This window comes from Lysinibacillus sp. RC46 (assembly GCF_041262385.1).
Classification (GTDB): Bacteria; Bacillota; Bacilli; order Bacillales_A; family Planococcaceae; genus Lysinibacillus.
The window spans coordinates 286,176-307,865 of sequence record NZ_JBGCCF010000002.1 but is presented as its reverse complement, the minus strand read 5'-3'; the positions used below and the strand labels follow the sequence as shown (position 1 = coordinate 307,865).

General features: G+C 38.3%; 18 protein-coding genes. 14 read left to right on the top strand and 4 right to left on the bottom strand.

Annotation, left to right across the window (positions count from 1 at the left end; genetic code table 11):
* Positions 1 to 410 precede the first annotated feature (410 nt).
* Positions 411 to 860: a universal stress protein gene (locus ABH966_RS03360; protein WP_100544912.1), complete on the bottom strand. Its 450-nt coding sequence runs from the start codon at positions 858 to 860 to the stop codon at positions 411 to 413.
* Positions 861 to 1,261: 401 nt separating this feature from the next.
* Between ABH966_RS03360 and ald the strand changes: the two genes are divergently transcribed.
* The 4 genes from ald (at position 1,262) to ABH966_RS03340 (ending at position 5,495) form a co-directional block, all read left to right on the top strand.
* Entirely contained in the window at positions 1,262 to 2,377 is a 1,116-nt protein-coding gene (gene ald / locus ABH966_RS03355) for an alanine dehydrogenase (protein WP_370075709.1), read from the top strand.
* Positions 2,378 to 2,572: 195 nt separating this feature from the next.
* A complete protein-coding gene (locus tag ABH966_RS03350; protein ID WP_370075831.1) occupies positions 2,573 to 4,096 on the top strand; it encodes an AbgT family transporter in 1,524 nt (507 codons plus the stop codon).
* 31 nt (positions 4,097 to 4,127) lie between these two features.
* The gene (locus tag ABH966_RS03345) at positions 4,128 to 4,265 is read left to right on the top strand and encodes a hypothetical protein (protein WP_370075707.1); all 138 of its coding nucleotides are present in this window, start codon (positions 4,128 to 4,130) and stop codon (positions 4,263 to 4,265) included.
* 45 nt (positions 4,266 to 4,310) lie between these two features.
* A complete protein-coding gene (locus ABH966_RS03340; RefSeq protein ID WP_370075705.1) occupies positions 4,311 to 5,495 on the top strand; it encodes an amidohydrolase in 1,185 nt (394 codons plus the stop codon).
* A gap of 262 nt (positions 5,496 to 5,757) precedes the next feature.
* On the opposite strand, the gene ABH966_RS03335 is transcribed toward ABH966_RS03340, so the two are convergent.
* Positions 5,758 to 6,846: a M24 family metallopeptidase gene (locus ABH966_RS03335; RefSeq protein ID WP_370075703.1), complete on the bottom strand. Its 1,089-nt coding sequence runs from the start codon at positions 6,844 to 6,846 to the stop codon at positions 5,758 to 5,760.
* A 230-nt stretch (positions 6,847 to 7,076) separates the two neighbouring features.
* On the opposite strand from ABH966_RS03335, the gene ABH966_RS03330 reads away from it, so the two are divergent.
* Both ABH966_RS03330 and ABH966_RS03325 read left to right on the top strand, forming a co-directional pair.
* Entirely contained in the window at positions 7,077 to 7,760 is a 684-nt protein-coding gene (locus ABH966_RS03330) for a metal-dependent hydrolase (RefSeq protein WP_370075701.1), read from the top strand.
* 153 nt (positions 7,761 to 7,913) lie between these two features.
* Positions 7,914 to 9,221: a DRTGG domain-containing protein gene (locus ABH966_RS03325; RefSeq protein ID WP_370075699.1), complete on the top strand. Its 1,308-nt coding sequence runs from the start codon at positions 7,914 to 7,916 to the stop codon at positions 9,219 to 9,221.
* Positions 9,222 to 9,319: 98 nt separating this feature from the next.
* Here ABH966_RS03325 and ABH966_RS03320 read toward each other — a convergent pair whose 3' ends face one another.
* Positions 9,320 to 9,625 (bottom strand): YtpI family protein, encoded by a 306-nt coding sequence (locus tag ABH966_RS03320; RefSeq protein ID WP_370075697.1) that lies wholly within the window; start codon positions 9,623 to 9,625, stop codon positions 9,320 to 9,322.
* A 90-nt stretch (positions 9,626 to 9,715) separates the two neighbouring features.
* On the opposite strand from ABH966_RS03320, the gene ABH966_RS03315 reads away from it, so the two are divergent.
* From ABH966_RS03315 to ABH966_RS03280, 8 genes are all read left to right on the top strand, one after another.
* Positions 9,716 to 10,660, top strand: coding sequence for a DHH family phosphoesterase (locus ABH966_RS03315; protein ID WP_370075695.1), 945 nt, complete (start codon positions 9,716 to 9,718; stop codon positions 10,658 to 10,660).
* A 353-nt stretch (positions 10,661 to 11,013) separates the two neighbouring features.
* Positions 11,014 to 14,097, top strand: coding sequence for a DNA polymerase III subunit alpha (gene dnaE, locus ABH966_RS03310; RefSeq protein WP_370075693.1), 3,084 nt, complete (start codon positions 11,014 to 11,016; stop codon positions 14,095 to 14,097).
* A gap of 377 nt (positions 14,098 to 14,474) precedes the next feature.
* Positions 14,475 to 15,116, top strand: a complete 642-nt coding sequence (locus tag ABH966_RS03305; RefSeq protein ID WP_370075691.1) for a FadR/GntR family transcriptional regulator — start codon at positions 14,475 to 14,477, stop codon at positions 15,114 to 15,116.
* A 21-nt stretch (positions 15,117 to 15,137) separates the two neighbouring features.
* Positions 15,138 to 15,986, top strand: coding sequence for an acetyl-CoA carboxylase, carboxyltransferase subunit beta (gene accD, locus ABH966_RS03300; RefSeq protein ID WP_370075689.1), 849 nt, complete (start codon positions 15,138 to 15,140; stop codon positions 15,984 to 15,986).
* Complete coding sequence (locus ABH966_RS03295) at positions 15,979 to 16,935, top strand: acetyl-CoA carboxylase carboxyltransferase subunit alpha (protein ID WP_370075687.1); 957 nt, start codon at positions 15,979 to 15,981, stop codon at positions 16,933 to 16,935. Before accD ends, ABH966_RS03295 begins: the two co-directional genes overlap by 8 nt.
* Before the next feature lie 267 nt (positions 16,936 to 17,202).
* Positions 17,203 to 18,162, top strand: coding sequence for a 6-phosphofructokinase (gene pfkA / locus ABH966_RS03290; protein WP_370075685.1), 960 nt, complete (start codon positions 17,203 to 17,205; stop codon positions 18,160 to 18,162).
* A 28-nt stretch (positions 18,163 to 18,190) separates the two neighbouring features.
* The gene (gene pyk, locus ABH966_RS03285) at positions 18,191 to 19,951 is read left to right on the top strand and encodes a pyruvate kinase (RefSeq protein WP_370075683.1); all 1,761 of its coding nucleotides are present in this window, start codon (positions 18,191 to 18,193) and stop codon (positions 19,949 to 19,951) included.
* A gap of 394 nt (positions 19,952 to 20,345) precedes the next feature.
* Complete coding sequence (locus ABH966_RS03280) at positions 20,346 to 20,735, top strand: FxsA family protein (protein WP_370075681.1); 390 nt, start codon at positions 20,346 to 20,348, stop codon at positions 20,733 to 20,735.
* On the opposite strand, the gene ABH966_RS03275 is transcribed toward ABH966_RS03280, so the two are convergent.
* On the bottom strand, positions 20,719 to 21,684 hold the full coding sequence (locus ABH966_RS03275; protein WP_370075679.1) for an AI-2E family transporter: 966 nt from the start codon (positions 21,682 to 21,684) through the stop codon (positions 20,719 to 20,721). The two genes, ABH966_RS03280 and ABH966_RS03275, sit on opposite strands and share 17 nt — an antisense overlap.
* Between the last annotated feature and the right edge of the window lie 6 nt (positions 21,685 to 21,690).

Here is a 21,690-nt window from a genome sequence, read left to right as displayed (position 1 = left end):
AATTTTGCTTTAAAATATACTTCTTTAGTTTGTTGATAAAAGAATAAGTGCATTGGTTGATCTTCGTTACGACTGGGCGACTTCTTGAGGATCAGCGATAGAGGAACGAAGGCTAAAACCATCACGTCCTGTGATAACGCCTTTGTGACCAACCTCGTGTTGGCCCAAGTGGCTCATCGGACGCCCCCAGGAAGCTTTGCTCTGTGCGAAAGCGAAGCGTCAGCAACAAATGTTTTCTGTAGCGAAAGCGAAGCGTCAGCTACAAAGCGCCCAGTCGGAACGGAAATCAACCCCTCGTTTTGCAGAAGAGCCATACTTTATTTAATAGGAACTTTAATATCATTACATAATAGTTTTTCAACAATAAGAAAAAGGTATCCGAAATTGGATACCTTTTATGTAAGACAAAATTAAATTTCAGGTGTACGGATTACAAGTACGTCACATTTAGCTGAGCGTACAATTGCTTCAGATACTGAACCGATTAAGAAGCGTTCTACTGCATTTAGACCAGTTGCACCACAGATGATTAAGTCTGCGTCTACAATTTTAGAAAGCTCTTTTGTAATGATATTTTTTGGTGAGCCGTATTCAATTACAAGGTTAACATTTGTTAAGCCTTCTTCTTCAGCTTGTTTTTTGTAACCATTTAATAGCTCTTCAGAGAATGCTTGAGCACGCTCAGCAATTGAACGATCGTATGCTTCGATTGCAGCGAATGAACGTGTGTCAATAACATTTACTAAATTTAATACAGCACCTTCGTTACGTTTTGCTACATCAATCGATTTACGGAAAGCGTATTCAGCTTCCTTAGAACCATCTACTGCAACTACAATGCTTTTATATTTATTAGCCATTTGAATTACCTCCCAGATTTGTATATGTTGATTATACCAAATGATTTTCTAAAGGAAATACTTTCCGGAAGAAAAAATGTGAAGAAGTGAAGGCATTTACATTCACCCCAACAATAAATATTACTATCAAAAAGCATTTTTTTGTTTCTTACAAGGCATTCTTCAGGAAATCTCTTATCAATCGATAATAAACTTATATTTTTGTATGTTGGAAAATTACCAACTTGTTAATTGGAATATTTACCATTGTTAGAATATTAGGAATTTTATCTATTATTATTTTAATTAAAGCATTTTTTGTTTATGTTTGGTAATATGGAAATGCAAGGGGTGCATCAATACATCGAAGAGTATGTAACAAAATGTGCTTATTTTTTAGGTAATGGAAGGGGATAGGGAAGATGAAGATTGGTATTCCAAAAGAGATTAAAAACAATGAAAATCGTGTAGCCATGACACCAGCAGGGGTTGTTACATTAACAAATGCAGGCCATGAAGTGTACATTGAATCTGGAGCAGGTTTAGGCTCAAGCTTTACAGATGCAGACTACGTTGCTGCAGGTGCTCATATTGTTGAGACAGCAAAAGAAGCATGGGCACAAGAAATGATTATGAAAGTAAAGGAGCCCGTAGCATCAGAATACGATTACTTCTATGAAGGTCAAATCTTATTTACTTATTTACATTTAGCGCCAGAGCTTGAATTAACGCAGGCACTTTTAAATAAAAAAGTTGTAGGGATTGCATATGAAACAGTGCAATTAGCAAATGGTTCCTTACCACTTTTAACACCAATGAGTGAAGTTGCCGGTAAAATGGCAACGCAAATTGGTGCACAATTTTTAGAGAAAAACCATGAAGGTAAAGGTATTTTACTAGGAGGCGTATCCGGTGTACCACGCGGTAAAGTTACAGTGATCGGTGGCGGTATAGCTGGAACTAATGCGGCGAAAATAGCTGTCGGAATGGGTGCTGATGTAATGGTTATTGATTTAAGCCCAGAGCGTTTACGTCAATTAGAAGATTTATTTGGCCGTGATGTTCAAACATTAATGTCCAATCCTTATAATATTGCAGAATCAGTGAAAAACTCAGATTTAGTAGTTGGGGCAGTTTTAATTCCTGGAGCTAAAGCACCAAAGCTTGTTTCTGAGGAAATGATTAAGTCAATGCAACCAGGTTCAGTAGTAGTCGATATTGCTATTGACCAAGGCGGTATTTTTGAGTCATCTGATCGAGTAACGACACATGATGATCCAACTTATGTAAAACACGGAGTTGTGCATTATGCAGTAGCAAATATGCCAGGAGCTGTACCACGTACATCAACAATTGCTTTAACAAATAATACAATTCCTTATGCACTTCAAATTGCGAATAAGGGTTACAAACAAGCATGTGTTGAAAACGCAGCACTGAAAAAAGGTGTTAATACTATAGATGGACATCTTGTTTACAAGGCTGTTGCAGATTCTCAAGGTCTACCATATATAAATGTTGATGAATTAATTCAATAAATGCAAATAAGGGAGCGGTTCAATTTGATACGCTCCCTTATTATTCTAGCATTTCAATATAATATTCCAATACTAATAGATTTCCTCCCTTTAAAAGAGCGTATAGTGAATCGTTTAGTACATACAAAAAACAGAATATTTAAATTAATTGATGTTTTAGATAAATTATTGAAAGTTAAAGAGGATGAAATATGTATGCAACATGAAATAACTCAAAAAAAATCGTTTGTCGATAAGATGCTCGACACAATTGAACGTACTGGTAATAAATTGCCGGATCCGATTACATTATTTGTTATTATGGCATTATTAGTACTCATCTTATCTTGGGTTTTAGATGCTATGGGTATTTCGGCTGTAAAACCAGGAACGAATGAAACGATAGAGGTCGTTAATTTATTGAGTCGAGAGGGCTTAATTTTAATCGTTACACAAATGCAAAGTAATTTCACAGGATTTCCGCCACTTGGCTTAGTTATTGTGTCAATGATTGGAATTGGTTTGGCGGAACAGACAGGTCTGATTTCTGCGATTATGAAAAAGACTGTTATGAGCGCACCTCAGAAATTGATTGTACCAGTGATTATTTTAACAGGTTTAGTGGGCAATTTGGCTGCAGATGCGGCTTTCATTATTTTACCTCCAGTGGCGGCACTTATTTTTATGAGTATAGGACGTAACCCTTTAGTAGGTTTAATTGTGACGTATGCGGCTGTTGCTGGTGGCTTTAGTGCAAATTTATTAATTAGTTCACTCGATGTATTATTATTAGGTATTACAGAATCCGCTGCTCGTATTGTAGATCCAGATTATACAGGTCGCGCTACAATGAACTACTATTTCTTAATTGCTTCAACATTTGTTTTAATATTTATCGGTACATGGGTGACAAAAAAGTTTACAGAACCCCGCTTTGGCGATTATAAAGGAGAAATTAGCGTACTCGAACCATTAACACCGCTAGAGATGCGTGGTTTAAGGTGGGCAGGGATTGTTGCTATTATATATTCTGCAATTATTGCATATACAGTTATACCATCAAACGGTCTACTACGAGATCCTGAAACAGGCGGCTTTTTAAATTCACCATTTATGACGGGTATTGTACCAATTATGCTGTTCTTTTTCCTATTACCAGCGTTGGCATATGGTATTGCAGCAAAAGAGGTTAAGAGTGACAAGGATGTAGCAGAAAAAATATTTAAATCAATTGCAGATATGTCATCGTTTATCGTACTTGCATTTGTTGCTTCTCAAATGATTGCTTACTTCAACTGGAGTAATATTGGCTCAATTGTTGCAATTAAAGGAGCAGAATTTTTACAGGCATTGAATTTCACAGGTTTACCAATGATTATTGGATTTGTTGTGATCTGTGCACTCGTTAATTTACTGATTGCGAGTGCCTCTGCAAAATGGGCATTATTAGCGCCGATTTTTGTACCTATGTTTATGTATCTTGATTATTCACCAGCAGTTACACAAGTAGCGTATAGGGTAGGAGATTCGATTACAAATCCTATTACACCGATGCTTGCATATTTTGCTATTTTATTAGCATTTGCAAGACGTTACGATAAAAATATCGGAATCGGAACGCTAATTTCGGCGTTATTCCCATATACTATATTCTTTGCGATTGGTTGGATTATATTATTTGCCATTTGGTTCTTATTGGGATTACCACTTGGACCAGGAGATTACATTAATATTCATTAAGTAACAGAATCCCACCTCTATAGGTGGTGAGATGAATGCGGATTTAAGTTACTTTTCAGCTGGTGTCCAAACACCTGTACCTGTCGCTACGCTTTCGGTACAAAAGACATTTGCTGAAATAGAGGAACTCACTCTAAGAACGCCACGTCCTGTGGGAACGACTGAGTGATGCAATTAGGACAAGGCATAATTGATAATAATAGGAGGGGTTTGAATGATTGCACAACACGTACAGCTTTCAACATTACTTGAACAATTTGAGGAGGAAATGATTACACTGCGTCGTCATTTTCATGAAAATCCAGAGCTTTCTTTTGAAGAGGTAGAAACCCCTAAAACAATTGCCGCGTTTCATCGTGCATTAGGACATGAGGTGCGAGAAGGCGTAGGGGGTAACGGCGTTGTCGCAAAGCTTATTGGGGACAAACCAGGTAAAACAGTGGCACTTCGGGCAGATTTCGATGCATTAGCAATTACGGAAGAGACAGGGCTACCATTCCAATCTAAAATCAAGGGTCGAATGCACGCTTGTGGGCATGATGGTCATACAGCAACACTTCTTGTATTAGCGAAGGCATTAAACAAAATGAAAGCAGATTTAGCAGGAACGATTGTTTTCATCCATCAACACGCTGAAGAATTAGCGCCAGGTGGAGCAAAGTCTATGATTGAGGATGGCTGTCTAGAAGGTGTTGATGTTATTTTCGGGACGCATTTATGGGCTCCTGCAGAACTTGGTAAAGTGCAAATTGCATCTGGACCATTTATGGCTGCGGCAGATTCTATTGATATAACAATCAAAGGGAAGGGTGGGCATGGCTCTACTCCAAATGAAACGAAAGATTCGATTGTACTAGCTGCACAATTTATTACGAATTTACAACAGCTTGTAGCACGCCGAGTAAATCCGCTGCGCCCAGCTGTAGTGTCAATTGGACATATTGAGGCACTCAACCCATTTAACGTTATAGCAGATAAAGTGTATATGAAAGGAACGGTCCGTACATTTCATAACGAAGAGCGTGATCTCCTTGAACAAGAAATTGAAGAAGTACTAATAGCTACTTGCTATTTAACAAAGGCTGAGTATGAATATGAATACCGTAGAGGCTATCCACCTGTTGTGAATCATCTAGCAGAAACTGAGCATGTTATCAAGGCAGCCGAAAAGATATCTATTGTCGAAGCTGTTGAAATTGTCGATCCTACGATGGGGGGAGAAGATTTTGCTTACTATTTAGAAGAAAAACCAGGTGCATTCTTCTTTGTAGGTGCACAAAACCCTTCTTGGACGGAGGTATATCCTCATCACCATCCTAAATTTGATATTGATGAACGCTCGCTCCGCATTGCAGCAAATGTTTTAGGACAGGCAACTCTTGATTATTTGGAAAAATAATAAATGAACATAACGAAAGGAAGCACCACTGCTATAATGGTTGCTTCCTTTTTATTTCGCATTAAGGAGCATTAATTTAACTTCTTTCAGCAAATATTTTATGTAGCGAAAGCGAAGCGTCAGCTACAAATGTTTTATGTATGTAAAGTAAGGTGGAGATTAACTGCCCGTAAAAGCCCGATTGGTGAAGACTAATAATCAGTGAGGATGAAGAAAATCCCCACTGATTAAAGTTTCATTTTACCTGAGTAAATATTTTCAATTACAGTACAATCAAATCTTTAGGGAATTTTGTTAGTACTTCTACTCCGTCTTTTGTTACGACTACATCATCTTCAATACGGACACCTGTCACATCGGATTTATAGACACCTGGTTCAATTGTGAAGACCATGCCTTCTTCCATAGTCATTTCGTTTGCGCCTGTAACAGAAGGGAATTCATGTACAGAAATGCCGAGTCCATGACCAAGTCGGTGTGTGAAATATTCGCCATAGCCTGCGTCTGCGATAGTATCACGAGCGATTTTATCTAAATCCATTGCGCGAACACCTGGTTTTACAGCTGCAATTGCATTTGTGTTAGCTGATAGTACTGTGTTGTAGATTTCCTTTTGTGCCTCACTAGGTTCACCAAAGGCAACCGTACGTGTAATGTCAGAACAATAACCGTCGTAAATTACGCCAAGGTCGAATAATATCATATCGCCTTTTTCTATTTTTCGAGCACCTGGTTTACCGTGTGGAGAAGCTGTTTTGGGACCGCTCAATACCATTGTTTCAAAGGACATCTTGCAGCCTTTATCCTGAATAGCGTTTTCGATCGCAGTTAAGATTTCCATTTCTGTTTTGCCTTCAGCGATTTCTTTACAACCGATTTCAATAGCATAGTCAGCTAGTTCTGCAGCTTTACGTAATTTTTCTAATTCAGTTTCATCTTTAATTACTCGCATAGCATTGATTTTTTCGTCGAGACGAACAAAACTTGCCTGTGGGAATGATTGTTGTAGGGCTTCTAAACGCTCTACGATGAGCTGAGCTTTTTCAATAGCAAACGTTTGTGGGTTAACATTACGAGCTTTAATAGCTTGGGCAAGAACTTCCATTGAATTTTCAGTATCTTGGTGACCGATGACCTCATAAGGCCAACCTGCATCCTTCGCATCTGGGATTTCCATTTTGGGGCAAATTAAAAAAGGTTCTGCCTCTTTAAAAATCATCACGCCAAGTAATCTCTCATGCGGATTACTTTTAAAGCCTGAAACGTAAAAAACATTGTCAGGTGTCGTTACGAAAGCGGCATCAATTTGGTTTTGTTGTAAATAGTTTTGAATTTCTTCAACCTTTGACATACACAGTTCCTCCTCTTTTTGCATTGAAAAAAATTTCAAGTGCTTGGCTAAATTTATAGCCTCCCCGGTATGGGGCTTCAACGGAATGAATAATTGTTTCCTACAAGGTATACCTCTGTTGGGAAAGAATCTATTATTCTCTGTACTAGCATATCAAAAAAAGGGAAAAATCGCATGGATAGCGAATAAAAATGATGTAGCACAATATGTACTGCTAGGAGGAAATTTAGATGGAAATTAGTTATCATGGACATTCAGTTGTTAAAATTCAATCAAATGGGAAAACAATATTAATAGATCCATTCATTAATGGGAATGGGCTAACAGATTTAAAGGTAGCTGATGAAGCACCAGATATCATTTTACTGACACACGGCCATAATGATCATGTCGGTGATACAGTGGAGCTTGCGAAGAAAAAAGATGCGCTGGTCATTGCACCAAATGAGCTAGCCAATTGGATTTCTTGGCAAGGAGTGAAAGCGCATCCAATGCATATAGGGGGAGCTAAGGAATTTGATTTTGGTAAAGTGAAGTTTACTCAAGCGTTCCACGGTTCGTCATATGTAACAGAAAATAATGAAATTATTTATATGGGAATGCCTGCTGGAATTTTATTATTTATCGAAGGATTAACAATTTATCATGCAGGGGATACAGCTTTGTTTAGTGATATGAAATTAATTGGAGAACGCCATCCTATTGATATTGCGTTTTTACCAATTGGTGACAATTTTACGATGGGACCAGAAGATGCAGCTTGTGCAGTTTCATTTTTGAAGCCGAAAATTGTCGTACCAGTTCATTACAATACATTTCCTCCAATCGAGCAGGATCCACAAATTTTTGCGGATTTAGTGCAAAATGCAGAGGTTCAAATATTAAAAGCGGGTGAAAAAGTAAACTGTTCCTAATTAGTGACACTGCTGTACTATATGAGTTGGCACCACGTGCGTAGTTGAAACGATGGGAAAAGTAAAACAAATTCATCACTTTATATTAAATATTTTTATAAAAAATATGGTACACTAAGAGCAGAATTTGATGCTTGAGAAATAGGTGATATTTTGTCTACAAAACATGAGAGAATTTTGCAATACATCGAATCATTACCCGTGGGTGATAAAATTTCAGTACGTCAAATTGCAAAGGAAATGCAAGTGAGTGAAGGAACGGCATACCGTGCCATTAAAGAAGCGGAAAATCGCCGTTTAGTAAGCTCTATTGAACGTGTTGGAACAATTCGTATTGAGAAGAAAAAGAAAGAAAATATTGAGCGATTAACCTTCGCTGAAATAGTTAACATTATAGACGGCCAAGTTTTAGGCGGAAAAACAGGTCTACATAAAACGTTAACGAAATTTGTTATTGGTGCCATGCAATTAGAAGATATGATGCGTTATACAGATGCAGGAAGCTTGCTCATCGTTGGTAACCGTATTAAAGCACATGAAAATGCACTGCGAGCTGGTGCAGCTGTTTTAATTACAGGGGGCTTTGATACAACCGAGGAAAACAAGTTACTCGCAGATTCTTTGGACTTACCGATCATTTCAACAAGCTATGATACCTTTACTGTGGCAACAATGATTAACCGTGCAATTTATGACCAATTAATCAAAAAAGATATTTTATTTATTGAAGATATTTTTGTGCCAATGACGGATACTTCTGTTCTTCGAAATGATGAAACAATTCAACATTTCCATAAGTTAAATGAACGAACAACTCATGGTGCATTTCCTGTTGTGACAGCAAACAATAAGCTTGTTGGGATGATTACCGTAAAAGACGTTATTGGTCGAGAAGAAAACGAGCTTATTGATAAGGTTATGACTAAAAATCCGATTGCTGGATCGATGAAAATGAGCGTTGCCTCTGCAGGACATCGTATGATTTGGGAAGGGATTGACCTATTACCAATTGTTGATGATGACAATGTTTTGCAAGGTGTGATTAGTCGACAAGATGTACTAAAAGCGCTTCAGCTTGCTCAAAGACAACCGCAGCATGGTGAAACGATTGATGATTTAGTGAAAAACGAGATGAAGGTACTTGGCGATGAAGAATTAATCGTAGAATTTAAAGTAACACCACAAATGACAAATCAATATGGGGCAATTTCTTATGGAGCATTTACAACTTTGTTAGCGGAAGTTGGCTCATTCGCATTAAAACGCCGTAAACGTGGGGATGCAGTTGCCGAAAACATGACGATTTATTTCATCAAGCCTGTGCAAATGGAAAGTACACTTACTGTAAAGCCTCGAATATTAGACATGAGTCGTAAGTTTGTGAAAATGGACTTCGAAGTGTTTAATCAACAAATGCTTGTTGGGAAGGCTATGATGATGTTCCAACTACTGGAACGTTAAGAAAACACAAAAAGGGATGGTCTAGGGTAAATGCTAGACCATCCCTTTCACTTCTTTCAGCGGGTGTCCAAACACCCGTCGGAGGCATATTTGATTATTTATTGGTTAATTCGGTACTCTTCGTCAACAAATTGACCGTAGTGACGAACCCTTTTAATATTTTCCATAACAACAAAGATGCCTAAAACGACAAGAATTGCTACAATAATAAATGTATATAACCCAGGGAATAAATAGGCTTGGTTTAAACCAAATAAAAGAATAAATGCACCGAAACTTACATTAGCTTTACTTTTGTACCAATTTTTAGCGATTGGTAGTGAAGAACGAAACTGTTTTGTTTTAAAATAAAAATAAAAAACAAATGATATGATTATTGTAAACACAAATATTAAATTGAGCATAGTAAACCTCCTAGCATAACTAGTCATTATTGTAACGATAATTAAAGAAAAATGCTAACGGTTATTACTATCATTTTGGGGGAAATTAATTTGAAAAGACAAATCATCGACACAATTGCTTCATATGAAACAATCATTATTCATCGCCATGTGCGTCCAGATCCAGACGCATATGGATCTCAGCAAGGGTTAAAAGAGCTTATTTTAGCAAATTATCCAGAAAAGAAGGTTTTTGCTGTAGGTGAGCATGATGAATCTTTATCATTTTTAGCAAATCCAGATCATATTACGGATGATAAATACGACGATGCTTTAGTTATTGTGACAGATACGGCTAATACTGAACGTGTAGACGATCAACGCTATACAAAAGGTAAAATGATCATTAAAATAGATCACCATCCAAATGATGATCCGTATGGCGATTTACTTTGGGTGGATACGAATGCGAGCTCATGTAGCGAAATGATTTATGAGCTTTTTGAGGAAGGAAAACAAGTAGCAAACTGGATTCTACCTGATGCCTCCGCTAGATTATTATTTGCCGGTATTGTAGGGGATACAGGACGTTTCCAATTCCCTAGCACGACCGTAAAAACGTTTAAAATTGCAGGAGAGCTTATTACATATAATTTTGATCGAAATCAAATTTTCGATGGAATGTATGAAATGGAGCAAAAGCTATTAAATTTACAGGGCTATATTTATCAAAATTTCAAAATGGATGAGTATGGAGCAGCACATATCAAGCTGACAAAGGAATTGCTGGCAGAATTCAATGTTGTACCGTCAGAGGCGTCACTGTTAGTTGGCTGTCTTGGAAGTGTGAAAGGTATTTGTGCATGGGTGGTCTTCATTGAAGAGGCCGATCAAATTCGTGTGCGTTTACGTTCAAAAGGTCCTATCATTAACACTTTGGCGAAGGAATTTAACGGTGGAGGACATCCGCTTGCATCTGGGGCTACAGCTTACACATGGGAAGAAGCAGAGCATGTTATAACGAGATTACAGGAAATTTGTAAGGCATATCAATAAACATGATTATTTGGGCTCATCACTAAAATTTATGGATGACATTTGTTAAACGTATGCCATATATAAGTTGATTGGAGTGGAGGCTGGGCGACTCCTTGGGGATTAGCGTCACAGATGAGACCCTGCAGCGAAGCGAAGCGGCTCATCGGACGCCCCCAGGAAGCTCTGCTCTGTGCGAAAGCGAAGCGTCAGCTACAAAGCGCCCAGCCGGAACGGAAATCAACCTCTCATTATGGTGATTATCCAATATTTGGCGATGATTTGTAAACTCAATAGAATAAGAACGTGCTTCTACCATAATAATAAAGCTTTGAAATTAACATTTTTTAATACCTAGAAAGGAAGGGATTCATTTGACACATGTATACACGAAAATGCATACGAGTGCGGATTTATTGAAAAGTACGATTCGGCTTGAACAATTGATCCCTTTTTTACAAGAGCAAAATACTCAGGCCTGTGCAATCGTCAATTCAAAATTGTACGGGCTTTTGCCTTTTTGTAAAGCATTGCAGCAAGCGAACATTCATGCTGTATTAGGGCTCACGATAAATGTACAGTGGCAAGCAAGAAAGGTTCCACTTGTGCTCTATGCTCAGACGCTAGAAGGCTATCAGCATCTTTTGAAGATTAGTAGTGCAGTTTCGATTAGAGAGGATGAGACACTTCCGTGGAAATGGCTTGAAGGATATGCAGCGGGCTGTGTGGCATTACTTTCTTCGGATGACTTAATAGAAATTGAGGATTGGACAGAAGTAGCAAGTGCTCTAAACAAGGTGTTTGGTAAGCATTTGTTTATGGGGATAGCAAGACCTGCAGGGATGATAACTGAAAAAGAGGAAACGTATGTAGCATGGTGTGAAACTATGAACATAACACTGGTTGCCTCTCAGAGCTGCTATTTTTTACGCCCAGAAGATCATTTTGCCTTTGAGGTTGCAAGAGCGATAGATTCAGGTGACAAGATTACCGACACAATGTTATCAGCTCATTTACAAGGTTATTTCGCTCCAACGAAAGAGGAATGGCGAAGTTGGTTTGCTGATCATCCAGAATGGCTTGAGTCTAGTGCGATGATGCTTGCTAGCTGTACGGCGGAAATTCCTGAAATGCACGTTCAAATGCCTAAATTTCCTGTTCCAACAGAGGAAACGGCGGAAAGCTTGCTTGTCAAAGAGGTTTTTGCAGGATTGGCAGAACGTTTAAAGCAAACTGAAATTCCTCAAGTTTATCGGGAGCGACTTCAATATGAGCTTGAAACTATTTGTTCAATGGGCTTTGCAGATTATTTTTTAATTGTTGCAGATTTCATGCGTTTTGCTAAAGAAAATCGTATTTTAACAGGTCCTGGTCGTGGTTCATCGGCGAGTTCTCTTGTTGCTTATAGCTTATCTATTACGCAAGTAGATCCATTAGTTTACGGCTTATTATTTGAACGATTTTTAAACCCTGAACGTGTTACACTGCCAGATATAGATATCGATTTTGTCGACAGTAAAAGACAAAAAGTTATCCATTATGTCACTCAAAAATATGGGAAGGCAAATGTAGCGCAAATTATTACGTTTGGTACTTTATCTGCTAAGGCAGTTGCTAGAGATGTTGCCCGTGTTTTTGGTTTTGACACTGAAACATTGGAGAAAATCTCAAAAATGATTCCGAATAAACCTGGGATAACATTGCAAAAAGCACTGGCCGAATCACAAGGTTTACAAGGCTGGCTAGCCGAGGATGAAAAACATCGTCGCTGGTTTGAAGTGGCGTTAAAACTAGAAGGGTTGCCAAGAAATTCTTCTACTCATGCGGCTGGGATTGTGCTGTCACCTGCACCATTAGTCAATACGATACCGATTGAAGAAGGACATGATGGAATATATTGTACGCAATGGCCGATGGGAGATGTAGAAGCTAGTGGACTTGTCAAAATGGATTTTTTAGGATTGCGCAACCTGACAATTTTAGAGCAGATACGTTGGTCGATTTATAAAGCTGGTGGTCCTTGGATAGAGTTTGAGCTTATTCCAATGCAAGATGAAAAGACATTTGAACTTCTTCAAAAGGGAGATACACTAGGGATTTTTCAATTAGAATCGGAAGGTATGAAGCAAGCTTTACGTGATATTCATCCAAATCATTTTTTAGATATAGTGGCAGTCAACGCGTTATATCGCCCTGGTCCGATGGATTTTATTCCTGTATATGCAAGACGAAAAGCAGGAAGGGAATCTGTTACTATGCCACATCCAGCTTTAGAGCCCATTTTACGAGAGACGTTTGGTGTCATAGTTTATCAAGAACAGATCATGCAAATTGCTTCGGTGATGGCTGGTTTTACGATGGGACAAGCGGACTTACTGCGTCGGGCGGTAAGTAAGAAAAATCGTCAAGTATTAGAGGAGCAACGTGCCGCATTTGTAAAGGGAGCAATGAAGCAAGGCTTTGACGTTCATGTGGCAGAAGAAGTGTATGCATTAATTGTGCGCTTTGCAGACTATGGTTTCCCTAAAAGCCATGCTGTCGCATATAGCGTTATTTCCTACCAAATGGCTTATTTAAAAGTACATTTCCCACAAAGCTTTTATACAGCACTTTTATCAAACGCAACAGGAAATGTGGAGAAAATCCTACAGGTTGTGAGTGAGGCGAAAGAGAAGGGGATTCCATTTTATCCACCGTCATTGAAACAGAGTACAAAATTTTTTACTGTTGAAAAGGATGGAATTCGCTATAGTTTATCCGGAATAAAGGGTGTACCTCATACATTTATAGAGACAGTGAATGCCTTACGCCAAACGAATGTAGAAGCATTTGATAATTTATTTGACATGGCAGTTGCCTTAAGTGCACAGCAATTTAAACCAAAAGTAATGGAAGCTTTAATTTTCGCCGGAGCTCTCGATTATATAGGGAAAGATCGTGCTGTACTAATAGCAACATTGGAGGCAGCCTTAAAGCAAGCTGAGCTGCTAAGACCAACTGAGGATATTGATATAGAATCGGCTACTGCCTTTAGCTTCGGTAAGCCGAAGTATATGGAAGCGGAAGCGATGCCACAAAAGGAAAAATTACTTCATGAAAAGGAAAGTCTTGGTTTTTATATTTCTGCACATCCGGTCTCAGAGGAAAGAGCTTTTTGGAATGAAGTAAATAGTACATGCCGAGAGTTGAAGCATGCTCGTGAGGGAACGTATGTAAAAATGATTGGCATAATAGAAGAAATAAAAAAAATACGCACAAAAAAAGGCGAGCAAATGGCTTTTGTTCAGCTTCAGGATGAGTTTGGAACGGTATCTGTAACCTTATTCCCGCAAGTCTTTCATCTTGTTCAAGAGCTGTTACTCGAAGATGAATTGCTTTACATTGAAGGAACGCTTGAAAGACGCTTTGGTAAACCTCAAGTGAAAGTAAAACATGCACAGACGACGAAAAGAATATGAAATTGAAGAAAATTATAGAAACTGCATAAATTTTTATGCAGTTTTTTCTTTACTTTTTAATAATTATTTTGTAAGCTAGAGTCAATGTTAAAAAGTGGTCAGACCACTTTTATCTTCATTCGGTAGGAGATGCCATCTTCTGAAGGTGGTGGGTTTAGTTAGGTATCCAAACACTTACTGAAATAGAGGAACTCAGTCTAAGAACGCCACGTCCTGTGGCAACGACCGAGTGACCAACATCATGTTGGCCCAAGCCTTTGGACGTATTGATTATCTGAGCGAAGGATAAGCGACAGCAACAAATGTTTTCTGTGCGAAAGCGAAGCGACAGCAACAATTAGGCCAAGGCGAAATTGATAGAACGAGGAGTTGATCGTATGGATAAAAAAACCGAACAAAAGAAAGTTTTTTTAGATATCGTCCAACAATTACGACAACTTATTAAAATGGAAAAAATACAGGCTGGTGAAAAGCTACCTTCCGAACGAGTCCTTTCAGAACGTCTAGGTGTCGGGCGATCCTCCGTGAGAGAGGCATTGCGAAGCTTAGAGTTGTTAGGTCTTATTGAAACGAGACATGGGGGAGGTACATTCCTAGCTTCCACACAAAAGCATCAGCTCGTAGAAATATTGTCGATGTTTATATTAGAAGATGAAAAATCAAAAAAGGATGTCGAATTAACGCGAGAAATTCATGAAAAGGAAGCCATTCGCGTAATAAGTTGTACAGAGACTCTGAGAACACTACCTGTGTGGGAAAGTTTTTTTGTAAAGCTTGAGATAGAAAGCGCGATTAATTGTCGAGACGTTTTACGGGAAATAATAATCACGTCAGGAAATCGTCTTTCACTAAAAGTATGGTTTCAGTTAGCAGTTTATGACGGTGACCGTTTAAATCGAAACTCAACAGAAGAAGAAAAATTAATCATTCAAACTATGTTGAAATCGATGCAGCTTGGCTATGAAAAAGAAGCATTACAAGCTTACGAGCAGTGGATGAAAACTGTACGAAGTAATTAGACAACAAAGGGGGAGTCAAACATGGCAATTCGCAGCCTATTTACTAAAAAGAAAGAGGATGGACAAGAAAAGGGATTTCCAGAAGGACTTATGACAAAATGTCCAGAATGCCGTCATATTCAATTAACGAAGGAATTAGAAAAAAATCATAAAGTATGTTCAAAATGTGACCATCACTTCAAAATGACAGCGCAGGAGCGCGTAGCGGATTTTTTAGATGAAGGTTCATTTGTTTCAATTGACGATCATTTACAAACAAGTAACCCTCTTAATTTCCCTGCTTATGTAGAAAAAATTTCAGCAGATCAACAAAAAACGGGATTAAGCGAAGCTGTGATGACTGGTTTAGGTACCCTGGACGGAGAAGAAATTGTTGTAGCAATTATGGATTCTCATTTCCGTATGGGCTCAATGGGCTCAGTTGTCGGAGAAAAAATCACACTCGCAGTTGAAAAAGCTACTGAATTACGTCTACCATTTATTATCTTTACTGCTAGTGGTGGAGCGCGCATGCAAGAAGGTATTCTATCATTAATGCAAATGGCAAAAACGAGTGTGGCATTAAAACGCCATAGCGATGAAGGGCTATTGTTTATTTCTATCTTAACGCATCCTACAACAGGTGGCGTTTCTGCAAGCTTTGCCTCTGTTGGAGATATTAATATTGCTGAACCACAAGCATTGATTGGCTTTGCTGGTCGCCGTGTCATTGAAGAAACAGTAAGAGAAAAACTGCCAAGTGATTTCCAAACGGCAGAATTTTTATTAGCTCATGGTCAGCTTGATGCCATCTTCCATCGAAAAGATTTACGAAACCAAGTAGCAGTGCTTGTGAAAATGCATACGAAAGGCGGCGTGCAACATGTCTAAAAATTTAGCTTTTGAAGAACCAGTAGTACAATTACGTGAAAAAATTGATGAGTTAAAAACGATTGCTGCCGATGCAGATGTAGATATGACAGGCGAAATCGAAACTTTAGAAACACGTCTAACACAGTTAGAACAATCCATTTATGCCAATATGAAGCCGTGGGATCGTGTACAGGTTGCTAGACATCCAGAACGACCAACGACATTACAATATATAGAGGCTATGTGTGAAAACTTTATTGAGTTACATGGTGATCGTACGTTTGGTGATGATGCGGCTATTCTTGGAGGAATTGCTCTTTTTGAAGGTCAGCCAGTAACAATTGTTGGACATCAACGCGGAAAATCAACGAAAGAAAACATTCGTCGGAATTTTGGTATGCCACATCCAGAAGGATATCGTAAGGCATTACGTTTAATGAAACAGGCCGAAAAATTTAAGCGCCCAATTATTTGTTTTATTGATACGAAAGGTGCTTATCCCGGTAAGGCTGCTGAGGAACGAGGTCAAAGTGAAGCGATTGCCAGAAATCTAGTTGAAATGGCGGGCTTAACAGTGCCAGTTATTAGTATTGTTATTGGAGAAGGCGGTAGTGGAGGTGCGATTGCATTAGGTGTAGCGAATCGTGTCTTTATGTTAGAAAACTCAACGTATTCGGTTATCTCGCCGGAAGGGGCTGCATCGATTTTATGGCGTGATGGTAGCCTAGGAAAGCAAGCAGCAGAAGCAATGCGTATAACAGCACCTGACTTAAAAGAGCTTGGCGTTATCGATGGAATTATCCCTGAGATAACAGGTGGAGCTCATCGCAATGTAGCGAAGCAAGCACTTTATATAAAAGAATGTATAAGTGACACACTAAAAGTATTGAGCTCTTTAAATGGCGAACAATTAATTGAGGACCGTTATGAGAAATTCAGAAAGATTGGACAATATACAGAAGCTTAAATTACAGTTTTAGGTTTTTGGATATGTAAATTTGCTCGAAAATAGTTAAAAATTGTGATTCGTATTAATAAAAAAAAATAGAGTGAATAGCACGAGAAATAAGGAATAAATGTTAAATTTAGGATGTTTTTGACTAGAAAGAGTGTGTGAAAGCGCATTCTTTTTATTTTTTATGTAAAAGTTATGTTTTTCTAGCCTCAGAACCCTTACATAGTTTGTTTTTTCATGTTAATGTGAATAATAATAGTATCTGCAGGAGGTTCGACAATGAAAAAAATTGCGGTATTAACAAGTGGTGGAGATGCGCCAGGAATGAATGCAGCTATTCGTGCAGTCGTTCGTAAGGCAGCATATCATGGAATTGATGTTGTCGGAATTAAGCACGGCTATGATGGCTTAATAAAAGGAAGTATGGAAAATCTTGATTTAGGTTCGGTAGGTGGCATTATTCAACGTGGTGGTACACATTTAAATTCTGCAAGATGTCCCGAATTTAAAGAAGACGCTGTTCAGCAGCGAGGCATTGACAATATGCGTGAAGCTGGCATTGAAGGACTAGTCGTTATTGGCGGTGATGGTTCTTACCGTGGAGCTATGGATTTAGTGAAAAAAGGCTTTCCTGTTGTTGGCGTACCAGGAACAATTGATAACGACGTACCAGGAACCGAGTATACGATAGGATTCGATACTGCACTAAATACGGTTGTGGAATCTATTGATAAAATCCGCGATACAGCAACTTCCCATGAAAATTCCTTTATCGTTGAGGTGATGGGGCGAGATGCAGGGGACATTGCTTTATGGGCAGGTCTTGCAGCTGGAGCTGAAACAGTTTTAATTCCAGAAGAAGATTATAATTTGGATGATATTGTGGCACGCTTAGACCGTGGTGCAGCTCGCGGGAAAAAGCATAGCATTATTATCGTCGCTGAGGGTGTCATGTCTGGTAACGAATTGGCAAAGCTATTATATGAAAAAACAGGAAAAGAAACGCGTGTTTCTGTTCTTGGACATATCCAACGTGGTGGTTCACCTACTGCGCGTGATCGTGTTCTAGCGAGTCAATTTGGTGCACATGCAGTTGAATTGCTAATGGAAGGAAAGTCTGGCAGGGCGGTAGGTATCCGTAATCATCAAGTGATTGACTATGATATGCCTGAGGCTTTCGAAAAAAATCATGAGGCAGATGTAAGCTTATATACTTTAATGAAAGAACTATCAATATAATTTGTTATAAAAACGGAGTGGGCAGAAAATGAGAAAAACAAAAATCGTATGTACAATTGGTCCAGCAAGTGAGTCACCAGAAATTTTAGAGAAACTAATTGAAGCAGGTATGAATGTTGCCCGCTTAAACTTTTCGCATGGTTCCCATGAGGAGCATGAAGTACGTATTAATTTAATTCGCGAAGTAGCACAAAAATTAGGGAAACCAGTTGGGATTTTACTCGACACAAAAGGCCCTGAAATTCGTACACACAATATGAAAAACGGAGAATTGCATTTAGCAGCAGGGCAAGTCATTGATATTTCAATGACTGAAGTGGAAGGAACGGAGTCAAGCTTCTCTGTAACGTATGATCGTTTAATCGAAGACGTTGAACAAAACTCCATTATTTTATTAGATGATGGACTAATTCAACTACGCGTATTAGCAAAAGATATGGAAAAAGGTCTTATTCATACGATTGTAGAAAATTCAGGTGTCTTAAAAAATAAAAAGGGTGTTAACGTTCCAGGTGTTTCTGTACAACTTCCTGGAATTACAGAAAAAGATGCACAGGACATTCTATTCGGTAGTAAGCAAGGTGTTGACTTTATTGCAGCCTCGTTCGTTCGTCGAGCAAAGGATGTACTAGAAATTCGAGAATTACTTGAACAAAATGGCGGTAGCCACATTCAAATTATCCCGAAAATCGAAAACCAAGAGGGTGTCGATAATATCGATGAAATCATCTTAGTTTCAGATGGATTAATGGTAGCACGTGGTGACCTCGGTGTAGAAATCCCAGCAGAAGAAGTACCACTTGTACAAAAGAAATTAATTTTAAAATGTAATCAAGTAGGTAAACCAGTTATTACAGCTACACAAATGCTAGATTCGATGCAGCGTAATCCACGTCCGACACGAGCAGAGGCTAGTGACGTAGCAAACGCAATTATTGATGGTACAGATGCAATTATGCTTTCTGGTGAAACTGCAGCAGGGCTTTATCCAGTAGAGTCCGTACAAACAATGAATAAAATCGCACTGCGTACAGAAAATTCATTAGACTATAAGGCAATCGTCTCTACACGTAGTCGTGAAAAAGAGGCAAATATGACGGAGGCGATTTCTCAGGCAGTAGCATACACTTCGATTAACTTAGGCGTAAAGGCAGTACTTGCACCAACAGAAAGTGGTAACACAGCTAGAATGATTGCAAAATATCGTCCTGGTGTACCGATTGTCGCTGTAACAGGTTCAGCTAATACAGCTCACGCATTAACACTAGTTTGGGGTGTGAACCCAGTTGTTTGTCAACGAGTTACGACAACAGATGAAATTTTAGAGCTAGCTGTTGATGAAAGCTTGAAACATGGATTTGTAACGCATGGTGATGCAGTTGTCATTACAGCAGGTGTACCAGTAGGTGAAGCAGGTACTACTAACTTAATGAAGGTACACATCATCGGCGATTTATTAGCTCGTGGTCAAGGAATCGGTAAAGCTTCTGTAGTAGGTAAAACAGTTGTTGCTAAAAATGCAGCAGAGGCACTAGCTTATGACACAGACGGATGCATTATAGTAACGGTTGGTTCCGATCGTGATATGATGCCAGCACTTGAAAATTGTATTGGTTTGATTACAGAAGAGGGCGGGCTAACAAGTCATGCAGCGGTTGTAGGACTAAGCCTTGGTATCCCTGTTATCGTCGGGGTAAAAGAAGCCACTACATTGATTCGCCACGGTCAAGAAATTACAATGGATGCTGAAACAGGAGTTATTTACAAAGGGCATGCAAGTGTTCTTTAATCTATAATAAAAAGCTCTAGTGCAACTTATTTGCACTAGAGCTTTTCTTATAGTAAAGAAGTAATTGCGGTCTTTCAACGAAATCTAGGGATGACATTTTGTTAAAAAGTATGTCGTGTGTATAAGTTGATTTGAGTGGAGGCTGGACGCCCTCAGGAAAGCGCCCAGCCGGAACGGAAATCAACCCCGCGTTATGGTGATGAGCTAATTTTGCCTAGTTTAAACTTACTTTACTAAATAAAAATTATTCCCTTTCTCTCATGGAACGAGATTTACTATAAAAAGAATAGCGTCGTCATCTCTTAAATAGGACCCATTGTTTTTTTAATGAAACTTATTGGGCTATAATAACGTATATAAGGTATAGCTTTTTTTAGCTAGAAAGGAGAAAAATATGAGAAAAGTTTTTCTTGGTTTCATTGTCTATGCATTAGCCGAGTTGGCGTTATTAATAGTAATTGGTCAAAATATTGGTGTTCTAAATACATTATTGCTTATAGTCGCTACGAGTATTATAGGTATTTATATAGTGAAAAATAAAGGTATGAATTCTGTACAAAAGGTAAAAAATACGATAGCACGCGGAGAAGCTCCGGGACCAGTATTAGTTGACACAGTATTAAATTTCAGTGGTGGTGTACTTCTAGCATTACCAGGTTTTATAACAGATCTTGTTGGTTTATTACTGCTCACGCCTTTTTCTCGCAAAATGTTCCAGCCAATCTTTTATTATTGGATGCGGAAAAAAATGAAAAAAGGTCAATTTATCATCGTTCAAAAATAGCATTATCCTTTAGTTTAACCGCCAAAAATAAAAATATAGGGCTCAGTAAGATGCCGTAAAAACCAAATAATAAAATAGAGGCAGCACTGATGAAAAAAGTATGGAATGTACGTAATTGTAATGTATTTGACCAAAGCATGGATTCAGCTAGCTGCCTTGTTAATTGAACGAAGAGATACAAAAGTAAAATAGCTACACATAAAAAGGTATTGCCTTTTAAGTAAAAATAAATGCTCATAGGTACAAGAAATACCCCAATCCCAAAGAACGGAAGTACATCTGCAAATGCAACTATAAAAGCTTTAATGATGGCTTGTTCAAATTGGAGAATCATAAATCCCGCACAAAGGATGAGCAGTGTAATCGTGAATAGCTGAAACTCCACGTACAAAAAGTAATGAAATAGCTGCATTATTTTAGAAAAATGCTTCTGCCATTCATTGCGGAATTTTTTTGGCACATATTGAAAAAACCAATATCGGGATTTGCGAGTTTCCAATAGGGCGAAATAGTAAGCAACAAGGAATATAAATACTTCAATTACATGCTTCATGAATAGTTGGAAAATATTAGCTGTATATAAAAAGATTGAATCGAAAATGGAAAGCGATTTTTCCTTTAAAACTTGAATGAACATTGATTCATATTCATTGAAAAGTGGGAAATTTTGCAATGTATCTCTGATTTCAGGGAAGACAAGAATAATACTGTTTATCGATATGATAACGAGAAGAAAAACGCAAGCTAGTATAAGTGCTTCCACAATAATTGCTGCAAGCCAATAGGTGATTTTACAATAAGAGTGAAGGAATTTTATGATAGGATAAGTAGAAAAAGACAAAAATATCGCAAGTGATACAGGTAATACGAACCACAATATCACTAAATAGAATATAAAAAACAAAGCACTTGTAGTTCTTTCGTATGAAAAAAATTTAATATTCCTCATTTTTAC